This is a genomic window from Methylobacterium sp. 17Sr1-1, from assembly GCF_003173775.1.
Classification (GTDB): Bacteria; Pseudomonadota; Alphaproteobacteria; order Rhizobiales; family Beijerinckiaceae; genus Methylobacterium.
The window spans coordinates 5,657,193-5,676,740 of the sequence record NZ_CP029552.1 but is presented as its reverse complement, the minus strand read 5'-3'; the positions used below and the strand labels follow the sequence as shown (position 1 = coordinate 5,676,740).

Annotated in this window: 19 protein-coding genes; 3 read left to right on the top strand and 16 right to left on the bottom strand. The window is 67.7% G+C overall.

Features of this window, described 5'->3' with window-relative positions; translation table 11 throughout:
- Positions 1-155: 155 nt before the first annotated feature.
- The 10 genes from DK412_RS25880 to DK412_RS25835 all read right to left on the bottom strand — a co-directional run bounded on the left by DK412_RS25880 (position 156) and on the right by DK412_RS25835 (position 10,506).
- Complete coding sequence (locus tag DK412_RS25880) at positions 156-1,082, bottom strand: DEAD/DEAH box helicase family protein (RefSeq protein ID WP_109974309.1); 927 nt, start codon at positions 1,080-1,082, stop codon at positions 156-158.
- 638 nt (positions 1,083-1,720) lie between these two features.
- A protein-coding gene (locus tag DK412_RS25875) for an IS630 family transposase (protein WP_109970617.1) occupies positions 1,721-2,682 on the bottom strand; the annotation gives its coding sequence in 2 pieces (ribosomal slippage) (positions 1,721-2,337 and positions 2,337-2,682; 963 coding nt in all).
- Between the two features lie 522 nt (positions 2,683-3,204).
- On the bottom strand, positions 3,205-4,644 hold the full coding sequence (lpdA, locus tag DK412_RS25870; protein ID WP_109974308.1) for a dihydrolipoyl dehydrogenase: 1,440 nt from the start codon (positions 4,642-4,644) through the stop codon (positions 3,205-3,207).
- Complete coding sequence (locus DK412_RS25865) at positions 4,645-5,040, bottom strand: DUF559 domain-containing protein (protein WP_280953958.1); 396 nt, start codon at positions 5,038-5,040, stop codon at positions 4,645-4,647.
- Positions 5,041-5,109: 69 nt separating this feature from the next.
- The gene (locus DK412_RS25860) at positions 5,110-6,561 is read right to left on the bottom strand and encodes a pyruvate dehydrogenase complex dihydrolipoamide acetyltransferase (RefSeq protein WP_109974306.1); all 1,452 of its coding nucleotides are present in this window, start codon (positions 6,559-6,561) and stop codon (positions 5,110-5,112) included.
- 4 nt (positions 6,562-6,565) lie between these two features.
- Entirely contained in the window at positions 6,566-7,174 is a 609-nt protein-coding gene (locus DK412_RS25855; RefSeq protein WP_109974305.1) for a Uma2 family endonuclease, read from the bottom strand.
- Positions 7,175-7,182: 8 nt separating this feature from the next.
- Positions 7,183-7,467 carry a DUF5076 domain-containing protein gene (locus DK412_RS25850; RefSeq protein WP_109974304.1) on the bottom strand — a complete coding sequence of 95 codons (285 nt, stop codon included), beginning with the start codon at positions 7,465-7,467 and terminating at the stop codon, positions 7,183-7,185.
- Between the two features lie 5 nt (positions 7,468-7,472).
- Positions 7,473-8,924 (bottom strand): pyruvate dehydrogenase complex E1 component subunit beta, encoded by a 1,452-nt coding sequence (locus tag DK412_RS25845; RefSeq protein ID WP_109974303.1) that lies wholly within the window; start codon positions 8,922-8,924, stop codon positions 7,473-7,475.
- Between the two features lie 96 nt (positions 8,925-9,020).
- A complete protein-coding gene (gene pdhA / locus DK412_RS25840; RefSeq protein ID WP_093565191.1) occupies positions 9,021-10,064 on the bottom strand; it encodes a pyruvate dehydrogenase (acetyl-transferring) E1 component subunit alpha in 1,044 nt (347 codons plus the stop codon).
- A 130-nt stretch (positions 10,065-10,194) separates the two neighbouring features.
- Positions 10,195-10,506 (bottom strand): septum formation initiator family protein, encoded by a 312-nt coding sequence (locus tag DK412_RS25835; protein ID WP_093565189.1) that lies wholly within the window; start codon positions 10,504-10,506, stop codon positions 10,195-10,197.
- A 219-nt stretch (positions 10,507-10,725) separates the two neighbouring features.
- Between DK412_RS25835 and DK412_RS25830 the strand changes: the two genes are divergently transcribed.
- Positions 10,726-11,025: an addiction module antidote protein gene (locus DK412_RS25830; protein WP_109974302.1), complete on the top strand. Its 300-nt coding sequence runs from the start codon at positions 10,726-10,728 to the stop codon at positions 11,023-11,025.
- 24 nt (positions 11,026-11,049) lie between these two features.
- Here DK412_RS25830 and DK412_RS25825 read toward each other — a convergent pair whose 3' ends face one another.
- Positions 11,050-11,946: an AraC family transcriptional regulator gene (locus DK412_RS25825; RefSeq protein ID WP_245447286.1), complete on the bottom strand. Its 897-nt coding sequence runs from the start codon at positions 11,944-11,946 to the stop codon at positions 11,050-11,052.
- A gap of 224 nt (positions 11,947-12,170) precedes the next feature.
- Here DK412_RS25825 and DK412_RS25820 point away from each other — a divergent pair, with 224 nt between their 5' ends.
- Positions 12,171-13,088, top strand: coding sequence for an EamA family transporter (locus DK412_RS25820; protein ID WP_109974301.1), 918 nt, complete (start codon positions 12,171-12,173; stop codon positions 13,086-13,088).
- A gap of 47 nt (positions 13,089-13,135) precedes the next feature.
- Here the strand turns inward: DK412_RS25820 and eno are convergent, their stop codons facing one another.
- Entirely contained in the window at positions 13,136-14,416 is a 1,281-nt protein-coding gene (eno, locus tag DK412_RS25815; RefSeq protein ID WP_109974300.1) for a phosphopyruvate hydratase, read from the bottom strand.
- A gap of 170 nt (positions 14,417-14,586) precedes the next feature.
- Here eno and queF point away from each other — a divergent pair, with 170 nt between their 5' ends.
- Complete coding sequence (gene queF / locus DK412_RS25810; RefSeq protein ID WP_109974299.1) at positions 14,587-15,051, top strand: preQ(1) synthase; 465 nt, start codon at positions 14,587-14,589, stop codon at positions 15,049-15,051.
- Positions 15,052-15,140: 89 nt separating this feature from the next.
- Here queF and DK412_RS25805 read toward each other — a convergent pair whose 3' ends face one another.
- The 4 genes from DK412_RS25805 to DK412_RS25790 all read right to left on the bottom strand — a co-directional run bounded on the left by DK412_RS25805 (position 15,141) and on the right by DK412_RS25790 (position 19,536).
- Positions 15,141-15,473, bottom strand: a complete 333-nt coding sequence (locus DK412_RS25805) for a hypothetical protein (RefSeq protein ID WP_093565173.1) — start codon at positions 15,471-15,473, stop codon at positions 15,141-15,143.
- A gap of 216 nt (positions 15,474-15,689) precedes the next feature.
- Positions 15,690-16,865, bottom strand: a complete 1,176-nt coding sequence (locus DK412_RS25800; RefSeq protein WP_109974298.1) for an MFS transporter — start codon at positions 16,863-16,865, stop codon at positions 15,690-15,692.
- 13 nt (positions 16,866-16,878) lie between these two features.
- A complete protein-coding gene (gene kdsA, locus DK412_RS25795; protein ID WP_109974297.1) occupies positions 16,879-17,754 on the bottom strand; it encodes a 3-deoxy-8-phosphooctulonate synthase in 876 nt (291 codons plus the stop codon).
- 135 nt (positions 17,755-17,889) lie between these two features.
- Positions 17,890-19,536 carry a lipase family protein gene (locus DK412_RS25790; RefSeq protein ID WP_109974296.1) on the bottom strand — a complete coding sequence of 549 codons (1,647 nt, stop codon included), beginning with the start codon at positions 19,534-19,536 and terminating at the stop codon, positions 17,890-17,892.
- Positions 19,537-19,548 lie beyond the last annotated feature (12 nt).

Here is a 19,548-nt window from a genome sequence, read left to right as displayed (position 1 = left end):
AACTTCTGAAAGTAACTCTTATTGTTCAGAGCTGGAATTATGATCGCATGATCGATGTGCTGATAATCATTTAGACCATGGGATTTTCCCGGAAGATCAGTCCCATTAACATTTTCTTTGAGGCTGCTCGTGTCTTTAATATCGTTGTTTTCATTTCACACATATGGATCGTCACGAATCAGTTCCATCGACGCAGATATTAACTTTTCTCGCAGCTCTGGGTGTTTAGTATCGCGCACATATTTTGACCAGTTATCCTTGAAACCATAATGCAACCGAACAAGATTACCATTAGTGTGTTCAGTATATCGTAGGTGGCTCTCTAGACCAACATCCCTACAGAATGATACACCTAGATCAGACCACTTTTTGAACAGTGCGGTTTCCTCCAATCTCGCTCCGAGTATTGCCAATGATTTGAAACCGGCGAATATAGTAGGCTGCATAACATTGTATATCACTAATTGACCATCTTCTTGTTTTCCCTTGATAAGATTATTGTATTGCTGGAGATTGACATATGAAACATAATCATCTGACAATATAAGCCTTGCGAGTTTGGCGAATAACTTGCTGACCCTATCTCCGTTACGGTTCTCGGCTAACGATGTGAGTTCTGTGATGTTCTTTGGCTTCAAGATCCCGTATGAAGGACCTTGTGCTTCTAGTGAGAGGTGATCAGTGATTAAGTGATGATGATCCGGCAGTTTTTCGTCAAACGGATCAACCAACACAGGAGACTCATCTAAAACCAGATCATAATCTCGTTTGTTAGCGATGAAATACAGATTTAAGAACGTGGAGTGAGTTGTTATTACCACATGATTGCCTGGATAAGGATTCCGAAAATGCTTGATGAGCGCCCCTGAGACCGATTTGTCGGTAATGACTTCACTGTGAAATCTCTCGATGTGGCTTGACGGGCTTCGCTTTTTGATTTCGTTATAGGTATTATCGATAAGCTGAACCGTAGGCTGAACAAGCAGGAGGTTGCCATCATACCGGCCCTCTAAGATACTATTAATAATAGCGTGGGTCTTACCCGAACCGCATGGTGCCGACACATATTTAATTTGGGACATTATAAATATTCAAACCTCGAATGAGTTAAATTGTTGAAGACGAAGGAATATGACCCTGGGCAGCATTCAAGCTGTCCAGGTCTTTTGCTTATCGTATTGAGGGTATTGAGTTTACGCCTGGCCGCTGTAAGCCGCAAACCCTCTGATCAGCTCAAGGATTTGATCTCTTTCATGGTCTTCGTCGGCATCTAATTGTTTTAAAGCTACTGATAGGCCAATCTGGATCATTTCTGTGCTTTGTTCGAACTTCGGATTTCTATCTCTTTTATACTGCGATAGAACTCCAAGAGATGCAACCAATTTCCAGAAAATCACATTGATCATCGAAGAATTGATTTTCTCTATATTCAATATCATCGACTTGCAGGATCATGTTGCTAAACAGACGTTCGGCTCGTTTGTTGAGCAAGTCATGGGCATCAACTCGTAGATTTATAATATTAATTCTATTCATAGGTCGGAATTCTTTCCTTGTGTGAAATATGAATAACTGCCACCGGGCCTGTATCGGCAGCCATCAATAATGTTAATTAAGTGAAACGGTTTTGGTTCGTGGAGTGACCACAAGCCTGGCTATGCTGATGTAACAAACTTCTCTTAATAATACTGGACAGCTACCGCATTAGAGCGTCGCCCGATCAGTCTGAAACGTAGTGGTCATTCTGGTATCCGGCTGCATTGATGTAGTTGCGGCACTCCTGCGGGGTGAAGGCGGCGAAGGCTTGCTCGATCGCGTCCTGCAGCGCTTTTACCGTGCGCGCGGCCGCGGTGCGCAGCAACGTCTTGAGCTTGGCGAAGGCCTGCTCGATCGGATTGAACTCCGGGCTGTAGGGCGGCAGGTACACCACCCGCGCGCCGGCCGCCGCGATGGCCTCGCGCACGCCCGCCACCTTGTGGGCCTGGAGGTTGTCGAGGATCACCGTGTCGCCTGGCCGGAGCGCCGGGACCAGAGTGTCGGTGACGTAGTCCAGGAAGCGCCGGCCGTTGGTGGCCCCCTCGAAGATCGCCGTCGCCGTCAGGCCGCTCGTGCGCAGAGCCGCCGTGATAGTGGTGGTCTTGTAGTGCCCGCACGGCATCGGCAGGCGACAGCGCTGGCCGCGCGGGGCCCAACCATAGCGGCGCGCCATCCGGGTTGAGGCCGCCGTCTCGTCGATGAACACCAGACGGTCCGGATCGAGATCGAGTTGGCCCTCGAACCACGCCTGGCGGGCCTGCGCTACGTCCGGACGGTCCTGCTCGGCGGCGTGGAGCGCCCCTTTTTACGGGTGATGCAATGGCGGGCCAGGAAGCGCGACAGGCTGCTGGTGCTGGAGGTGACGCCCTGCTCGGCCAAGGCGTCGCGCAGTTCCGACAGCACGATGTTGCCGCGCTTCTCGCACAGCTTCAGGATCCGCGAGGCGTGAGCCTCGATGACGTGCGAGCGCTGGTCGCCGCCCATCGGCTTGGGTCGGACGTGGCCGTCCCGGAGATGGCGGGCGTGCCAGCGACTGACGCTGGCGGCGCTGACACCGAACCGCTCGCCAGCCTGGCGGCAGGACGCACCCGCTATGACAGCGGACACCACACGCTCACGCAGATCGACGGACAAGGGTGAGGTCATCGCTGGCTCCTTCACCCAGCCAACGCCCTAACCAACTTGGCCGTTGCAGGCCGATCGCACAGCGCTCTAGTATGGCCGCAAAGGATGCTAGTTCCTGAGCCGCAAAGTCGTTATGCCACAAAAATTACCCTACGTCAATCGTTAATTTTTATTGACATTAGAATGCGCTGCTGCTATAACCGCAGATTGCTACCTGAGAGAGCGTCGCTATGACGGTTGCGGATCAGGCCAGCGTCCCAATTGGAAATTCTGCAACTTCTTTATGTGAAAAATATACACAGCTGATTACGTAATGTCAAGATCGTTTCTACGCTTCCAAGTGCCCCGGGAGCATAAGGATTACATCGAGGACTAAGGTGTCGTTCGATACTTCGGCACACCGTTTAATGCCACAATCCTGTCACAGCGGGGCCTACGTGACCACTATGAATTCGTCAGCGGAGGGTTGACTGCCGTTGGCGGGCCTCGCTAGAGTCACCAAGCTAAGTCGATGTTCTAGCGAGGTTTTTTCGTCCTTCCGTCCTACGTGTGGATCACCCGCCCATAGGCGTCGAGCACGCTCTCGTGCATCATCTCCGAGAGCGTCGGGTGCGGGAAGACCGTGTGCATCAGCTCTTCCTCGGTGGTCTCGAGGTTCATCGCCACGACGTAGCCCTGGATCAGCTCCGTTACCTCGGCCCCGACCATGTGAGCGCCGAGCAGTTGGCCGGTCTTGCGGTCGAAGATCGTCTTCACCAGCCCGTCGGGCTCGCCGAGCGCGATCGCCTTGCCGTTGCCCGCGAAGGGGAAGCGGCCGACCCGCACGTCGAAGCCCTGCTCCTTGGCCTTGGCCTCGGTGAGGCCGACCGAGGCCACCTGCGGCTGGCAATAGGTGCAGCCCGGGATCTTGCCCTTGTCCATCGGGTGGGTGTGCAGGCCCTTGATCGTCTCGACGCAGATCACGCCCTCGTGCTCGGCCTTGTGGGCCAGCATGGGCGGGCCGGCGACGTCGCCGATGGCGTAGATCCCCGGCACGTTGGTGCGCCCGAGCCCGTCGGTCGCGACGATGCCGCGCTCGATCGTGACGCCGAGTTTTTCCAGCCCGAGATTCTCGATGTTCCCGACGACGCCGACCGCCGAGATCATCTTCTCCGCCGTGATGCCCTGCGTCTTGCCGCCCTCGGTCTCGACCGTGGCGGTGACCGCGTCGCCGCTCTTCACGACCTTGGTCACCTTGGCGCCGGTGAGGATCTTGATGCCCTGCTTCTCGAAGCGCTTGCGGGCATGGGCGGCGATCTCGGGATCCTCCACCGGCAGGATCTGCGGCAGCAATTCCACCACCGTCACCTCGGCCCCCATGGTGCGGTAGAACGAGGCGAACTCGATGCCGATCGCGCCCGAGCCCATCACCAGGAGGCTCTTGGGCATCGTGTCCGGCACCATGGCCTCGTAGTAGGTCCAGATCTGCCTCTTGTCCGGCTCGATGCCGGGAATCGCCCGCGGGCGGGCGCCGGTCGCCACGACGATGTGCCTGGCCCGATAGGTGCCCGCGCCCTTGGCGCCCTTCGGGGCTTCCGCGCGCTTCGTCTCCCGCACCGTGACCCGGCCGGCCTCGTTGCCGTTCGGCGCCGCCTCGATCGCGGCCTCGCCCCAGATCACGTCGACCTTGTTCTTCTTGAGCAGCATGCCGACGCCGCTGTTGAGCCGGCCGGACACGCCGCGCGAGCGCTTGACGATGGCCGCGGTGTCGAATTGGACGTTGTCCGCCGAGAGGCCGTAATCCTCGGCGTGCTGCATGTAATGGTAGATCTCGGCCGAGCGCAGCAGCGCCTTGGTGGGGATGCAGCCCCAGTTGAGGCAGATGCCGCCCAGGTGCTCGCGGTCCACCACCGCCGTCTTGAAGCCGAGCTGCGCGGCCCGGATCGCCGCCACGTAGCCGCCGGGGCCGGCGCCGATGATGAGGACGTCGTAGGTGTCGGACATTCAGGTCTCCGGAGAGGGGGGGACGGCCAGGGCCGCGAAGATCGTGTCGAGCGTGCTATCGATCGCGCGCATCACGTCTGCGTTGGAGAAGCGCAGGATCCGGAAGCCCCGCGCCTCGAGGGCGGCCGTGCGCGCGGCGTCATACGCTTGCTGGTTGGGGAAGCCGTGCTGGCCGCCATCGACCTCGACGATCACCCGCGCCCCGAGACAGCAGAAGTCAGCGACGTAAGGACCGAGCGCGACCTGCCGTCGGAAGTGCGATCCCTCGATCGGCAGCCGGTGGCGCAGGTGCCACCACAGCCGCTTCTCGGCTGGAGTGATGGCGTGCCGCATGACTTTGGCGTTCGTCCGGGCTCGCGGTGATGCCGACTGCTCGGGCGATCCGTTCCAGGGCACCGGCTTTTCCTTCTCTCCGCCGGGAATGAAAAAGGCGCTTCTCCTCCCCCTTGTGGGGAGGGGAAAGTGCTAGACCAGCATGCCCATTGGGCTCTCGATCAGCCCCTTGAAGGCGGCGAGCAGCTCGGCGCCCAGCGCCCCGTCGACCACCCGGTGGTCGCAGGAGAGCGTCACCGTCATCGCCTGGACGACCGCCGGGGCGCCGTTCTTCGCCACCACCCGGGCCTCGCCGGCGCCGACCGCCAGGATGGTGCCGTGGGGCGGGTTGATGACCGCGCCGAACGACTTGATGCCGAACATGCCGAGATTGGACACCGCGGTGGTGCCGCCCTGGTACTCCTCGGGCTTGAGCTTCTTGGTGCGGGCGCGGGCGGCGAGGTCCTTCATCTCGGCCGAGATGGTCGAGAGGGTTTTTTGCTCCGCGCGGCGGATCACCGGCGTGAACAGCCCGCCGTCGATCGCCACCGCGACGCCGACGTCGGAGTGGCGGAAGCGCAGGATGCGGTCCTCGGCCCAGACGGCATTCGCCGCCGGCACCCGCTGCAGGGCGAGCGCCAACGCCTTGATGACGAAGTCGTTGACCGAGAGCTTGAAGGCTGGCTTGCCGTCCTTGTCCTTCGTCGCCCCGGCATTGACCTGCTCGCGCAGGCTCAAGAGCGCGTCGAGCTCGACGTCGAGGGAGAGGTAGAAGTGTGGGACGGTCTGCTTCGACTCGACCAGGCGCTTGGCGATGGTCTTGCGCATGCCGTCGAGGGGTACCTCCTCGTAGGAGCCCGGCTCGAACATCCCCATCACCTGCTTGGCCGAGAGGCCGGAGGGCGGGGCGGCCGCGGCGGGCGTCCGGGCCTGCGCCGGATCGGGCGTCGCGGCCGGGGCGGGGGCGTCCTTGGCGGGCTGGGGCGCGGGCTTGGCCGTCCCGCCCTCGAGGGCGGCGCGGACATCGCGCTCGATGATCCGCCCGTGCGGACCCGAACCCTGCACCCCGGCGAGGTCGACGCCTTCCTGCTTGGCGATGCGGCGGGCCAGCGGCGAGGCGAACAGGCGCCCGCCGGAGGCCGGCGCCGCGCCGTTCGGCTCGCCGGCGGACTGGCCCGAGGGCCGCGCGCCTTCCGGCGCGGTGTCGATCCGCTCGTAGGACATCGTGCCGCCACCGGGCGTCTCGTTGCCGGCCGGCGCCCGGGGCTTCCCCCCTTCCGTCTTGCCGGCCCCGGGCGTCCCGGGCTTGGCGGGCGCCTCCGCCTTCGGCCCGTCGCCGGCCTGCACGCTCCCCGGATCCTCGCCCTCCTCGGCGATGAGGGCGATGAGGTCGTTGACCGGCACGTCGGCGGTGCCCTCCGGCACCACGATCTTGGCGAGCACGCCCTCGTCGACCGCCTCGACCTCCATGGTCGCCTTGTCGGTCTCGATCTCGGCGAGCACGTCGCCCGACTTGACGGTGTCGCCCTCCTTCTTGAGCCACTTGGCGAGGTTGCCCTTCTCCATGGTCGGCGAGAGGGCGGGCATCAGCACGTTGATCGGCATGGATTCAGGTCTCGGCGGGAGGAGGGGCGGCCGGATCGTCGGGAGGCGGGGCCTCGATGGGGAACAGGTCGTCGAGCGGGAAAGGAACGACCTCGAAGGGGGGCAGGGCCACCGCCTCGCCGCGCTCCACGGTGCCGACGAGCAGCCAGCGGTCGCCGACGAGCGCGAAGCCTTCGAGCACGCCGTTGGCGGGATCGAGCAGCCAGAGGTGACCGACACCGAACTCGGCGTAGATCCGCCGCTTCGGCCCGCGGTCGAGCCGGGTGGTGGAGGGAGACAGGATCTCGCAGACCCAGTCGGGCGGGGTCTCGATGAAGGCCGTCTTTGGAATGGCCGGCAGTCGTTCGAGGCGCCAGCCGGCGAGGCCGGGCACGACCACGTGCGGCCCGAGGTGAAGCTCGGGCTCGATCATGAAGATCCAGCCGCCCGGACCACCGCGCCCACGGGAGAACGGACGATCCAGTTCACCCGACAGCCGCGCCGACGCGATGCTGTGCAGCGGCCGCGGCCGCGGATGCGTCTCCAGCACCCCGTCGACGATCTCGGCCACGAGGTGGTCCGGCACCGCCTCGAGATCGGCATAGGTGGCCCAACGCGGCGCGGCCTCGGCCATGGCGAGCCTCAGTTGAGGCTCTCGGGATCGAGGCTCTCGGCCTCCATCCCGGCGCGGATGCGCGCGAAGGCCTCCTCCTCTGACAGCTCGGTCTCGCGGGCATAGACCACGGCAGCCTGGCGGGCGAGGTCGATCAGCAGCCGGCCCCAGGTCGCCGGATCCTCGAAGGAGCGGCGCAGCGCGACGCTCACCGCGCCGTCGACCACGGCGGCGCGCAGCACCTCGATGCCGCCCTGTTCCAGGGCGTCGGGGGGTACGTCGAGGGCCTCGAAGCGGGGCTCGTCGTCGTTCATGGGGTTCACCGGTAGCAGACGGCCTTGGCCGCCTCGATCACCTCGGCGACGTTCGGCAGGGCGAGTTTTTCCAGGTTCGCGGCATACGGCATCGGCACGTCCTTGCCGGTGATGCGCAGGACCGGGGCATCGAGATAGTCGAAGGCATCGACCATCAGGCGCGCGGCGATCTCGGCGCCGATGCCGGATTGCGGGAAACCCTCCTCGACGGTGACGCAGCGCCCGGTCTTCTTCACCGACTCGACCACCGTCTGCGAATCCATCGGCCGGATGGTGCGCAGGTCGATCACCTCGGCGTCGATCCCGGCCTCGGCGAGCTCGTGGGCGGCCTTGAGGGCGTAGGTCATGCCGATGCCGAACGAGACGATCGTCACGTCCTGGCCCTCGCGATGCACCTTGGCCTTGCCGATCGGCACCGTGAAGTCGTCGAGCTTCGGCACCGGGAAGGACTGGCCGTAGAGGATCTCGTTCTCGAGGAACACCACCGGGTTCGGATCGCGGATGGCGCTCTTCAGCAGGCCCTTCGCGTCGGAGGCGGTGTAGGGCATCACGACCTTCAGGCCCGGCACGTTGGAGTACCAGGCGGCGTAATCGTGGCTGTGCTGGGCGCCGACCCGGGCCGCCGCGCCGTTGGGGCCGCGGAACACGATCGGGCAGCCGAGCTGGCCGCCGGACATGTAGAGGGTCTTGGCCGCCGAGTTGATGATCTGGTCGATCGCCTGCATGGCGAAGTTGAAGGTCATGAACTCGACGATGGGCCGCAAGCCCGTGAACGCCGCGCCGACGCCGACGCCGGCGAAGCCGTGCTCGGTGATCGGGGTATCGACGACGCGCTTCGCGCCGAATTCCTGCAAGAGGCCTTGCGTGATCTTGTAGGCGCCCTGGTACTCGGCGACCTCCTCGCCCATCACGAAGACCTTGTCGTCGCGGCGCATCTCCTCGGCCATCGCGTCGCGCAGGGCCTCGCGGACGGTCTGGGTGACCATCTCGGTGCCCTCGGGGATCTCGGCCATCGCCGGGTCCTGGCCGCGGTTGGTGATCACCGCCGGCGCCGCCGGCTTCCCGACCGGCTTGTCATCCTGGGTCTTCGCCGCGGGGGCGGGGCGCTCGGCCTGGCCCTCGGCATGCATGTCGGGGGCGGGCGCCTTCTGGCCTTCCTGCTTGTCCTTGCCGTTCGCCTTCGCGCCGCCGGCCTGCACGCCCTTCGGATCCTCGCCCTCCTCGGCGAGCACCGCGATCGGGGTGTTGACCGCGACGTTGTCGGTGCCGTCGGCGACCAGGATCTTGGCGAGCACGCCCTCGTCGACCGCCTCGACCTCCATGGTCGCCTTGTCGGTCTCGATCTCGGCCAGGATGTCGCCGGCCTTGACCGGGTCGCCCTCCTTCTTGAGCCACTTCGCGAGCTTGCCCTGCTCCATCGTCGGCGAGAGGGCGGGCATCAGGATGTCGGTCGCCATGGGGTACTCTGTCGATCCGGGAGAGGGGCGGGCGCCGGGGCCGGGCGCGGGGCAGCCGTCCGGCGTGCGGACGGCCGGTGAGCCGGAGCGGCCGCGCTAGAGCAGGATGTCGGTCCAGAGCTCGGACGGATCGGGCTCGGGGTCGCTGGTGGCGAACTCCGCCGATTCGTTCACGATCTCCCGCACCTTGGCGTCGACCGCCTTGATCTCGTCCTCCGCCACCTTGTGGGGCCCGAGCAGGCGCTTGCGGACCTGCTCGATCGGATCGGATTCCTCGCGCATGCGGGCGACCTCGTCCTTGGTCCGGTACTTGGCCGGGTCGGACATCGAGTGGCCGCGGTAGCGGTAGGTCTGCATCTCGAGGATGTAGGGGCCCTCGCCGTCGCGGGCATGCGCGATGGCGCGCGTCGCCGCCTCGCGCACGGCGCGGACGTCCATGCCGTCGACCTGCTCGCCCGGGATGCCGAAGGAGACGCCGCGCTTGGAGAAATCGGTCTGGGCCGAGGCCCGCGAGACCGAGGTGCCCATGGCGTAGCGGTTGTTCTCGATCACGTAGACCACGGGCAGCTTCCACAGCTGTGCCATGTTGAAGCTCTCGTAGACCTGGCCCTGGTTGGCCGCGCCGTCGCCCATGTAGGTCAGGCTGACGGCGCCGTCGCCGCGGTACTTGTTGGCGAAGCCGATGCCGGTGCCGAGCGAGACCTGCGCGCCGACGATGCCGTGGCCGCCATAAAAGTTCTTCTCGCGGGAGAACATGTGCATCGAGCCGCCCTTGCCGCGGGAATAGCCTCCCTTGCGGCCGGTGAGCTCGGCCATCACGCCCTTCGGCTCCATGCCGCAGGCCAGCATGTGGCCGTGGTCGCGGTAGCCGGTGATGACCTGGTCGCCGTCCTTCGAGGCCATCTGGACCCCGATCACCACGGCCTCCTGGCCGATATAGAGGTGGCAGAAGCCGCCGATCAGGCCCATGCCGTAGAGCTGGCCGGCCTTCTCCTCGAAGCGGCGGATCAGCAGCATCTCGCGATAGGCGTGCAGGTCCTCGTCGCGGCTGAAGGCCGGCACGTTCGAGGCCGCGGGCGGCGGGGCCGCCTTCTCGCGGGTCTTGTCGCTCCCGCGGCGCGCCTCTTTCGCGGCATCCATCGGCACCCTCCCGGCTGCTACCTTTGTGGGAGCGTTTTTAGGGCAGGTGGCGGCGCAAATCGAGCGGTTCGGGACCGAAAGCCGCTACCGGGATGGATGGCCGGGCAAGGGGCAGGGATCGGGGCCAGGATCAGGGAGTGATGATGACGACGTCGTTGGGATGGACGCGGCCGAGCACGACCCGGGCCCGCTCCTCCAGGAGGTCGCGATCGATCTGGTCGCTGCGCAAGAGGGCCACGCGGCGCTCCCACTCGGTCCGGTCGGCCTTGGTGGCGTCGAGCTCCTGCTGCAGGCCGTAGGCCTGGATCTTCAGGGCTCTCTTCGCCTCGAGGCCGCGGCTTCCGCTCTCGGCCTCGTGCAGGAAGTAGCCGACCACGAGGATCGACACGGCGTAGAGGCCGAGCGGCAACAGGACGGCACGGGCGCGACGACGGACTACCATGCGGGGAGGATGGGGTGAGAGGGTTAAGGAAGGCGTAAAGGGCTTTTCGATCTTGCGGCCCGTTGCGAAGCAGGACTGTTCGGGGGGGTGGACCAAGATTGGGCGCGGGTCTTCTCCTCTCCCCGACCGATCCCGGGCAAGCCCGGGATCGGTCGGGGAGAGGAGAAGACCCGCGCTCTTTTCTTTACGGACAGCCCTGCTCGAAAAGGAGGTGTGAGGATGCCGCTGGAAACCCGTCCGCATGACACGGCGGAGCACCTGAAGACCGACGAGGGCGTCGCCCTCTATATCGAGGCCGCGCTGGAGGACGGCGACCCGGCCTTGATCCGCGATGCCATCGGGATCGTCGCTCGCGCCCGCGGCAGGAGCCACATCGCCCGAGAGGCGGGGCTGAGCCGCGAGAGCCTGTACAAGGCGCTCTCACAGGCCGGTAATCCGAGTTTCGAGACCGTGCGGGCGGTGCTGCAGGCGTTGGGCCTGCAGTTCAGCGTGAAGCGGGCCGACAAGCCGGCGGCGTGAGGGAGCCCGCACGTCCGCACGGGTTCACGCGGCGCTCCGCCACGCCGCGGGCGTGAGCCCCGTCGCCTGGGCGAAGCGGCGGGTGAAGTGGCTCTGCGAGGCGAAGCCGCAGGACAGCGCGATCGCCGCGAGGCTCTCCCGGCGCTCACCCGGCGGAGCCTCGGCCAGCAGGTGCTTGGCGAGCAGATCCTTGGCCCGCGCGATCCGCCGCTCGGTCACGTAGCGGTGCGGTGCGAGGCCGAAGCTGGCCTTGAACATCTTGGCGAAGTGGAAGGTGCTGAGGCCCGCCGCCTCGGCCAGCACCTCGAGGGTCAGCGCCTCGGACAGCCGCGCCTCGATCAGCTCCGCGACCCGGCGGCGGACCGCCGGCGCGAGGCCGCCCTTCACCGCCCGCTCTCCGCCCGGGCCCGCATGGCGCCGCAGCAGGGCGTGGAGCAGGAGGTGGCAGGCGGCGCCGAGCGCCATCCGGTCGGCGCCCGCCTCCCAGTCGAGGGGCAGCACGGCGCCGCGCACCAGCATCGCGGTGGCGGGATCCTCCGCGAAGGTCAGCTCGCGCAGGGAGATCGTGCGGGGATCGACGTCGAGGGCGCTCACCGCCTGGTAGGCCAGGGTCTCGGGCGCGACGTAGAGGTGGACCATCCGCAGGGGACCGCCGATCAGCCACCGGCTCTCGTGGCCGGCGGGCAGGAGGCAGAGCTTGTCGGGCCCGCCGCCCGACACGGCGCCGTCCTCGCGCACCACGCCCTCGCCGCCTTCGAGGTAGAGGCTGAGGGTGTGGTGGTCCGGGCGATCGTAGCGGGCGCGATTGTCGCGGTTCCGCCACTCGGCCAGCGACAGCCCGCGCCCGATCTCGGCGCTGCGCAGGAGCGCCGCACCGGTGCGGGAGAGGGCATCGCGGACGTCGGGATTCGGCTCGGTCACGGTCTCGCGCCAGACATCTGCGCCAGGAGGAAGGCGCGGCACGATCCTAGGGGCTGCCCACGGCTCCCTGCAACCGAGCGAGGCCGCGGCCGGGCGACCGGATCCGGGACAAGACCCGAGAACGCCCCAAGAATGGACAACGCCGCCGCCGGAACCGGGAAGCCGGCCGGTCCGGGCCCGCCTATCCGGAAGCCTCGAACCAGCCGGATTGGAACCCGACCATCGTGACCGCCTTCCTCTACGCCCTGACCGTGCTGATCTGGGGCACGACCTGGATCGCCATCAAGCACCAGCTCGGTGCCGTCGCCTTCGAGGCGTCGATCGCCTACCGCTTCGCCCTCGCCGGCGCGGTCCTGGCCTGCCTGCTCGCCCTCACCGGGCGGCTGAAGACCATCCCGTGGCGCCACCAGCCCTTCGTGCTCCTGCAGGCGCTGTGCCTGTTCTCCTGCAACTTCGCCTGCTTCTACCTCGCCACGCGCTCGGTCCCGAGCGGGATCGTCTCGGTGGTCTTTTCCGCCGCCACGATCTTCAACGTCGCCAATGCCTACCTGTTTCACCGGCGCCGGCCGGCGCCGCGGGTGCTCGCCGGGGCGATGATCGGGCTCCTCGGCATCGCCTGCCTGTTCCGCGACACGCTCGTCGGCACCGCCCTCGCCCGGGACACGGCGATCGGTCTCGGCCTGGCGCTGCTCGGCACCTGGTTCTTCTCGGCCGGAAACCTCGTCTCGGCCCGCAACCAGCGCCACGGCCTGCCCGTCGCCACGGTGAACGCCTACGGCATGCTCACCGGCGCCGCCCTGGTGGCGGGAGTGGCGGCCCTGCGCGGGGTGCCGTTCGGCTTCGACCCGTCTCCGGCCTATATCGGAGCGCTCCTCTACCTGGCGATCCCCGGCTCGGTGATCGGCTTCACCGCCTACCTGACGGTGGTGCACCGGATCGGGCCCGAGAAGGCGGCCTACATGACCGTGCTGTTCCCGGTCGTGGCGCTCACGATCTCGGTCTTCGCGGAAGGGTACCGGGTGACGCCGCTCGCGGGCCTGGGCTTCGCCCTGGTGCTCGCCGGCAACGTCGTGGTGTTCGCGCCGCTCCAGGCCCTGCGCGCCCATAGAAAAGGCCGCCCGGAGGCGGCCTGCGACGCGTGAAATTTTTTCGAGGTTGGGAGGGGCCGGACGGCCCCTCCGCGACGGGATCAGCCGACCTTCAGGGCGCCGCGGCCGAGATAGCGGGCCTGCGAGCCGAGGCCCTCCTCGATGCGGATGAGCTGGTTGTACTTGGCCAGTCTGTCCGAGCGGGCGAGCGAGCCGGTCTTGATCTGCCCGCAATTGGTCGCGACGGCGAGGTCGGCGATGGTCGCGTCCTCGGTCTCGCCGGAGCGGTGCGACATCACCGCGGTGTAGCCGGCGCGGTGGGCCATGTCGACGGCGGCCAGCGTCTCGGTGAGCGAGCCGATCTGGTTGACCTTCACCAGGATCGAGTTCGCCGTGCGCTTCGAGATGCCCTCCGACAGGCGCGCGACGTTGGTCACGAACAGGTCGTCGCCGACGAGCTGGCAGCGGTCGCCGACCTTGTCGGTCAACGCCTTCCAGCCGGCCCAGTCGTCCTCCGACATGCCGTCCTCGATCGACAGGATCGGGTAGGCGTCGACGAGCTTGGCGAGGTAGGTGGCCTGGGCCTCCGGGTCGCGGGTCTGGCCCTCGCCCTCGTAGACGTAAGCGCCGTTCTTGAAGAACTCGGTGGCGGCGCAGTCGAGCGCGATCACGATGTCGCGGCCCGGCTCGAAGCCGGCGGCGCGGATCGAGTCCATCACGAAGTCGAGCGCGGCTTCCGCCGAGGGCAGGTTGGGGGCGAAGCCCCCCTCGTCGCCGACATTGGTGTTGTGGCCGGCCTTCTTCAGGGCGCCCTTGAGGGTGTGGAACACCTCGGCGCCCCAGCGCACCGCCTCGGCGAGCGAGTCGGCGCCCACCGGCATGATCATGAATTCCTGGAAGTCGATCGGGTTGTCGGCATGCACCCCGCCGTTGATGATGTTCATCATCGGCACCGGCAGGATCCGGGCCTGGGTGCCGCCGACATAGCGGTAGAGCGGCAGGCCGGAGGCCTCGGCGGCGGCCTTGGCGACGGCGAGCGAGACGCCCAGGATCGCGTTGGCGCCGAGACGGGCCTTGTTCGGGGTGCCGTCGAGCTCGATCATCGCCTCGTCGATGGCGGCCTGCTCCTCGGCGTCCATGCCGCCGATGGCGTCCAGGATCTCGCCGTTGACCGCCTCGAGCGCCTTCAGCACGCCCTTGCCGCCGTAGCGGGACTTGTCGCCGTCGCGCAGCTCCACCGCCTCGTGCGCGCCGGTCGAGGCGCCCGACGGCACCGCGGCGCGGCCGAAGGAGCCGTCCTCGAGGAGGACGTCGACCTCGACGGTGGGATTGCCCCGGCTGTCGAGGATCTGGCGGGCGGCGATGTTGGTGATCGCGGTCATGAGAGGATCTCTCGGGCAGGCTTGCAGGCGTTCGCGCGGCTTATCGGCCAAGATGCCGCCTGCGGCAAGCCGCCCAAGGGTGCGGTGCTGGGGAAGAGCGTCGAGGCCGGGATCGTCCTGCACCGGGGCGGCCGGTTTCACGCGGGCCCGCGTGGGTCTATAGGGCAGGCATGACCCAGAACATGACAGACCACGCCCGGCAGCTCGGTCAGCCCACCGCCCAGCCGCGCTCGCCCGACGAGGCCCAGCTCGACCGGGTGCCGAACCCGCATCCGGACACCGATTACTGCGCCCGCTTCACCGCGCCGGAATTCACCTCGCTCTGCCCGGTGACCGGACAGCCCGACTTCGCCATCCTGGTGATCGACTACGTGCCGGACCGGTGGCTCGTCGAGTCGAAGTCGCTGAAGCTCTACCTGCACAGCTTCCGCGATCACGGCGCCTTCCACGAGGATTGCACCGTCGGCATCGGCCGGCGGCTGACCACGCTCCTGGAGCCCCGGTACCTGCGCATCGGCGGATACTGGTACCCGCGCGGCGGCATCCCGATCGACGTGTTCTGGCAGACCGGCACGCCGCCGGCCTCGGTCTGGCTGCCCGACCAGGGCGTGCCGCCCTACCGGGCCAGGGGCTGACGACTTTGGCTGACGAGTTCGGCTGACCACGAGAAAGGGCGGCCGGGTCACCCCGGCCGCCCCTCCCGTAGTCAGATGCGGCTCAGATATCAGTAGCCGTAGCCATACCCGTAGGCCGGGGCCGGGGCGCCGTAATAGCCGTAGCCGTTGCGACGGGCCGCATCGGCCGCCGCCGCAGCACCGATCGCGCCGACCGCCGCGCCCGCGATGCCGAGGCCGACCGCGGCGCCCGGCGAGATGCCGCGGCGACGCCCGCCATAGGCGTAGGGCCGGCCGGCATAGCCGCGGCCGTAGCCGTGACCGTATCCGCCATGGCCGTAGCCGTGACCGCGCCAGCCCTGCGCCTGGGCCGGGGAGGGAGCGATGGTGGACATCGCGCCGAGGGCGACGGCGAGGGCCGGGATGATCGCCAGCTTGCGCATCGTTGATCTCCTGCTTTCGTTCAAGCCATATGACCCGGATAACCAGCTCGGCCGGGAAGGGTTCCCGCAATCCTTCGGTCCGGGACCGCCCGCATCCGCCGCGCCGGACCGGGTTTCCGATCCTCGCGGCGGGGGGCGTGACTGAGGCTGATCCTGGCGCCGGCCGCCTGAACTCGGGCTGAACTGGCGGCGACCGGCGATCGTCAGCTGGAATCGTCAGCCGGCGCGAGCCAGCCGGCGCGCGGTGACGAGCCCGAGGACCAGGATCGCGGCGGCGCACAGCACCAGCGCCGGCAGCTGCCCGAGGGCCGTGAGGCCGACACCCAGCACCGCGACGCCGAGGGCCTGGCCGCAGAAGAACGAGAAGGCGTGGAGCGCGACCGCCGAGGCCCGGGCCTCCGGCACCACCTCGGTCACCTGCACCTGGAAGGTGTTGTGCAGCATGTAGAAGCCGAGGCCGAGGGCCACCAGCGCCGCCGCGTCGGTCTGCCAGGCGCCGGCGAAGCCCACGACCGTCAAGGCGGCGCCCGAGACCGCGCCGCCGGCCATCAGCATCCGGGTCTGGCCGAGGAAGCGCAGCAGGAGCCCGACGGTCAGCGAGTAGATCAGGCCCCCGGCGGCGAAGCCCGCGAGGACCAGCCCGGCCTCCTTCGGTCCGCCCTCGCCCCGCGCCTCGATCAGGTGGGCGAGATGGGGGAAGATGCCGAACACCGCGATCGCCTCGACGAAGACGGCACAGAACAGCACACGGGCGCGGGGGGTGCGCAGGATGGTGCGGTAGCGCGCGAGCGCCGGGGCCAGCGCGAAGCGCCCGCCGGGCGCGCGCAGGCGCCGGGCGAAGCCGAGGGCGACGCCCATGAGCCCCACCGCCCCGACCCCGGCGGCGAGCCAGAACACCCCGCGCCATCCGATCGCGCCCTCGATCAGCCCGGCGATGGTGGAGCCCGAGAGCTGGCCGAGGATCACCGCGACGAGGAAGCGGCCGATCGCGACCTGGCGTTGCGCCATCGGGATGCGGTCGCCCATCATGGCGAGCGAGAGCGGGATCACCCCGCCGGCCGCGGCGCCCGCGAGCATGCGCAGGCCGAACAGAGTGCCGATGTCGCCGGTCAAGGCGCAGGCCGCGAGCGCCAGGGTCAGCACGCACAGGCAGGCCACCACCACCCGCTCCTTGCCGAGCGCGTCGCCGACCGGCCCGAGGATCGGCTGGATCAGCGCGTAGGGCAGCGCGAAGGCGGTGGAGAGGAGCGCCACGGTGGCGGGCGGGCTCGCGAGATCGCGGGCGAGCACGCCGACCAGCGGCTCGACCACCCGTCCGGCGAAGGTGCTGGCGAAGCCCCCCGCGGCCAGGACGGCGATCAGGCGGGAGGGCGAGTCGGATGCGGCCTGCATCGCGGCCGCCTCGTCAGCCGCCGGCCCCGTGGCGGGCTTTGGCGAGCCGGTCGAAGGCCTGGAGCTCGGCGAGCAGGGCCGGCATCTGCCGCAAGGGCACCATGTTGGGCCCGTCGGAGGGCGCCGTGTCGGGATCGGGATGGGTCTCGATGAACACGCCCGCGACCCCCACCGCCACCGCGGCACGAGCCAGCACCGGCACGAACTCGCGCTGGCCGCCGGAGGTGGCGCCCTGGCCGCCGGGCTGCTGCACCGAGTGGGTGGCGTCGAACACCACCGGCAGGCCGCCGCTCACCTGCGCCATGATCGGCAGGGCGCGCATGTCCGAGACGAGCGTGTTGTAGCCGAAGGAGGCGCCGCGCTCGGTGAGCAGCACGTTGGGGTTGCCGGCCCCGGTGATCTTGGCCGCGACGTGGGCCATGTCCCAGGGGGCGAGGAACTGCCCCTTCTTGACGTTGACCACCCGGCCGGTGGCGGCGGCCGCGAGCAGCAGGTCGGTCTGCCGGCACAGGAAGGCGGGGATCTGCAGCACGTCGACGGCCTGCGCGGCCTCGGCGCAGTGGCCGGCCTCGTGCACGTCGGTGACGACCGGCAACCCCAGGCTCTCGCGGATCTCGGCGAAGATCGGCAGCGCCTGAGGCAGCCCGAGGCCCCGGCTCGATCCGGCCGAGGTGCGGTTGGCCTTGTCGAACGAGGACTTGAAGACGAGGCCGATCCCGAGGGAGGCCGTCATCTCCTTGAGGGCGGCGGCCACCTCGAGGGCGTGGGCGCGGCTCTCCAGGGCGCAGGGGCCGGCGATCAGGCTCAGCGGCAGGTGGTTGCCGAAGCGGACGGAGCCGGCCGCGACGGCGACGGGCGAGGGGGCGGTCGAGGGGGATGGGGTCGACATGATGCTGCGAGGCGTAGCGGGTTTCGGCGGGCGCGGGAAGGTGCGGCCTCGGAACCCGGCACGTCGCCGGACCGGATCGGACCGCGCCCCGTCATTCTGTGCCGGATCACGCCGTCCGGCGCATCGGACGGGCCCTCAGCTGAACGCCCCGTCCGCCGGGGCCGCGCGGCCCTCGTAGATCCCGTAGGACAGGTAGTGGAGCAGGGGATCGATGCCCGCCCGCGCCACGTCGGGATTCTGCGCCAGGTAGAGCTTGGTGTCGAAGGCCTTCGACGGGTCGCGGCCCTCCCGCCAACCGTCCTTGGCGTAGTGTGCCAGGGGATCGACTCCGGCGGCCTTCACGTCGGCATAGGCCGCCAGGTAGCCCTCCGTGTCGAAGAGCGCGTTGCCGTCGCGCCCCTCGCGCCAGCCATAGGTGTCGTAGTGGGTCTTCGCGTAGGCGAGGGGATCCCCCGTCGTCAGGGCCGCCGCCGCGACGTCGGCATTGGCCAGCAGATAGTATTCCGCGTCGAAGCCGCGGGCGGCGGCGAGGTCCGCGACCTCGCCGATCGCCGCGTAAGGAGCCCGGCCCTCGTAGCGCCCGTAATCGAGGTAATGCGCCAGCGGGTCGAGGCCGGCCGCCCGCACGTCGGGATTGCGCTCGAGGTAGAGCCGCGTGTCGAAATTCGCGCCCGGATCGCGGCCCGTCCGCCACCCCTCCGCGTCGTACTGGGCGAGCGGGTCGGTCGTGACGGCCGGATTGGCGGCGCGGTAGCCGAGGGTGGAGAAGAACGGGTTCGGGTCGCGGCCCTCCCGCCAGCCGTCGCGCGCGTAATGCGCCTCGGGATCGACCCCCGCCGCCCGGACGTCACTGTTGCGGATAGTGTAGAAGGCGTCGCTGACCAGCCCGCTGCGGTCGAGGAGATCGCCGTAGAGGCTCAGATACTCCGTGCCGGCGACGATCCGGCTCGCATCGACCTGGACCGGCGCGCCGGCATTGAGGGACGGCGAGAACTGGTCGCCGTAGAAGGTCAGCGGATGGAAGATCGCCGCGAGGCCGCCGACCTCCAGGAAGCCGAGGGAGGGATCGTAGCTGCGGGAGGAGGGGTCGAATCGCTCGGTCGCCGCGATCAGCAGCCGGCGCTCCGCCGGCCCGAGCAGGCCGTCGAAGTAGTCGATGTAGGTCGGGTCGCCGACGCGGCGGATCTCCGTGTCATAGAGGAACGCGCCCTCGTAGTTCCGCGGCGTCGCGCTGTAATTGCCGACCGGATCGCCGTAGGTGACGTAGTTGGTCAGGTTGCCGCCCGGGAAGACGAAGGCGTCCCCGTCGATGCCGGGCGCGGCGAAGGTCGTCCCGCCGAGGCCGAGCCGGGTCGACACGTAGGCCGCCGCCGCGGCGCCGAGCGAGTGGCCGGTGACGACGACGCTGGCCTGAGGGTCCTTCGCCTTCGCGGCCGCGACCACCGTCCCGGCGAACGCGACCGCCTGGTCGAGGGCCTCCGGCACATGGCCGAAGAAGAGCGCGAGATCCGCCTCGACCTGGGCCTCCAGGAAGGCCGGGCGCTGGAGGAGGCCGCTCGAATCGGTGCCCTCGAAGCCGATGATGATGGTGGGGTCGTCGCCCCCGGTGACGAAGGCGGCACCGTGGAACCCGGTCGCGTCGTCCAGGCCGGTGTCGAACGTCCCGGGCGCGTAGTAGAACCGCTCGAGGCCGGCCGGGTCGGGGGGCAGGGCGTTGCTGTCGGCGTAGCCGTACATCCAGCTCGACACGTCGAAGTAGTTGTTCAACGTCGGTGCGGTCATGGCAGGGCCTCC

What these genes read in the sequence shown, in the direction of transcription:
- DK412_RS25880 (WP_109974309.1), bottom strand. Translation starts at nt 1,082, where the DNA reads ATGTCCCAAATTAAATATGTGTCGGCACCATGCGGTTCGGGTAAGACC.
- lpdA (WP_109974308.1), bottom strand. Translation starts at nt 4,644, where the DNA reads ATGTCCGACACCTACGACGTCCTCATCATCGGCGCCGGCCCCGGCGGC.
- DK412_RS25860 (WP_109974306.1), bottom strand. Translation starts at nt 6,561, where the DNA reads ATGCCGATCAACGTGCTGATGCCCGCCCTCTCGCCGACCATGGAGAAG.
- DK412_RS25855 (WP_109974305.1), bottom strand. Translation starts at nt 7,174, where the DNA reads ATGGCCGAGGCCGCGCCGCGTTGGGCCACCTATGCCGATCTCGAGGCG.
- DK412_RS25850 (WP_109974304.1), bottom strand. Translation starts at nt 7,467, where the DNA reads ATGAACGACGACGAGCCCCGCTTCGAGGCCCTCGACGTACCCCCCGAC.
- DK412_RS25845 (WP_109974303.1), bottom strand. Translation starts at nt 8,924, where the DNA reads ATGGCGACCGACATCCTGATGCCCGCCCTCTCGCCGACGATGGAGCAG.
- pdhA (WP_093565191.1), bottom strand. Translation starts at nt 10,064, where the DNA reads ATGGATGCCGCGAAAGAGGCGCGCCGCGGGAGCGACAAGACCCGCGAG.
- DK412_RS25835 (WP_093565189.1), bottom strand. Translation starts at nt 10,506, where the DNA reads ATGGTAGTCCGTCGTCGCGCCCGTGCCGTCCTGTTGCCGCTCGGCCTC.
- DK412_RS25830 (WP_109974302.1), top strand. Translation starts at nt 10,726, where the DNA reads ATGCCGCTGGAAACCCGTCCGCATGACACGGCGGAGCACCTGAAGACC.
- eno (WP_109974300.1), bottom strand. Translation starts at nt 14,416, where the DNA reads ATGACCGCGATCACCAACATCGCCGCCCGCCAGATCCTCGACAGCCGG.
- queF (WP_109974299.1), top strand. Translation starts at nt 14,587, where the DNA reads ATGACCCAGAACATGACAGACCACGCCCGGCAGCTCGGTCAGCCCACC.
- DK412_RS25805 (WP_093565173.1), bottom strand. Translation starts at nt 15,473, where the DNA reads ATGCGCAAGCTGGCGATCATCCCGGCCCTCGCCGTCGCCCTCGGCGCG.
- DK412_RS25800 (WP_109974298.1), bottom strand. Translation starts at nt 16,865, where the DNA reads ATGCAGGCCGCATCCGACTCGCCCTCCCGCCTGATCGCCGTCCTGGCC.
- kdsA (WP_109974297.1), bottom strand. Translation starts at nt 17,754, where the DNA reads ATGTCGACCCCATCCCCCTCGACCGCCCCCTCGCCCGTCGCCGTCGCG.
- DK412_RS25790 (WP_109974296.1), bottom strand. Translation starts at nt 19,536, where the DNA reads ATGACCGCACCGACGTTGAACAACTACTTCGACGTGTCGAGCTGGATG.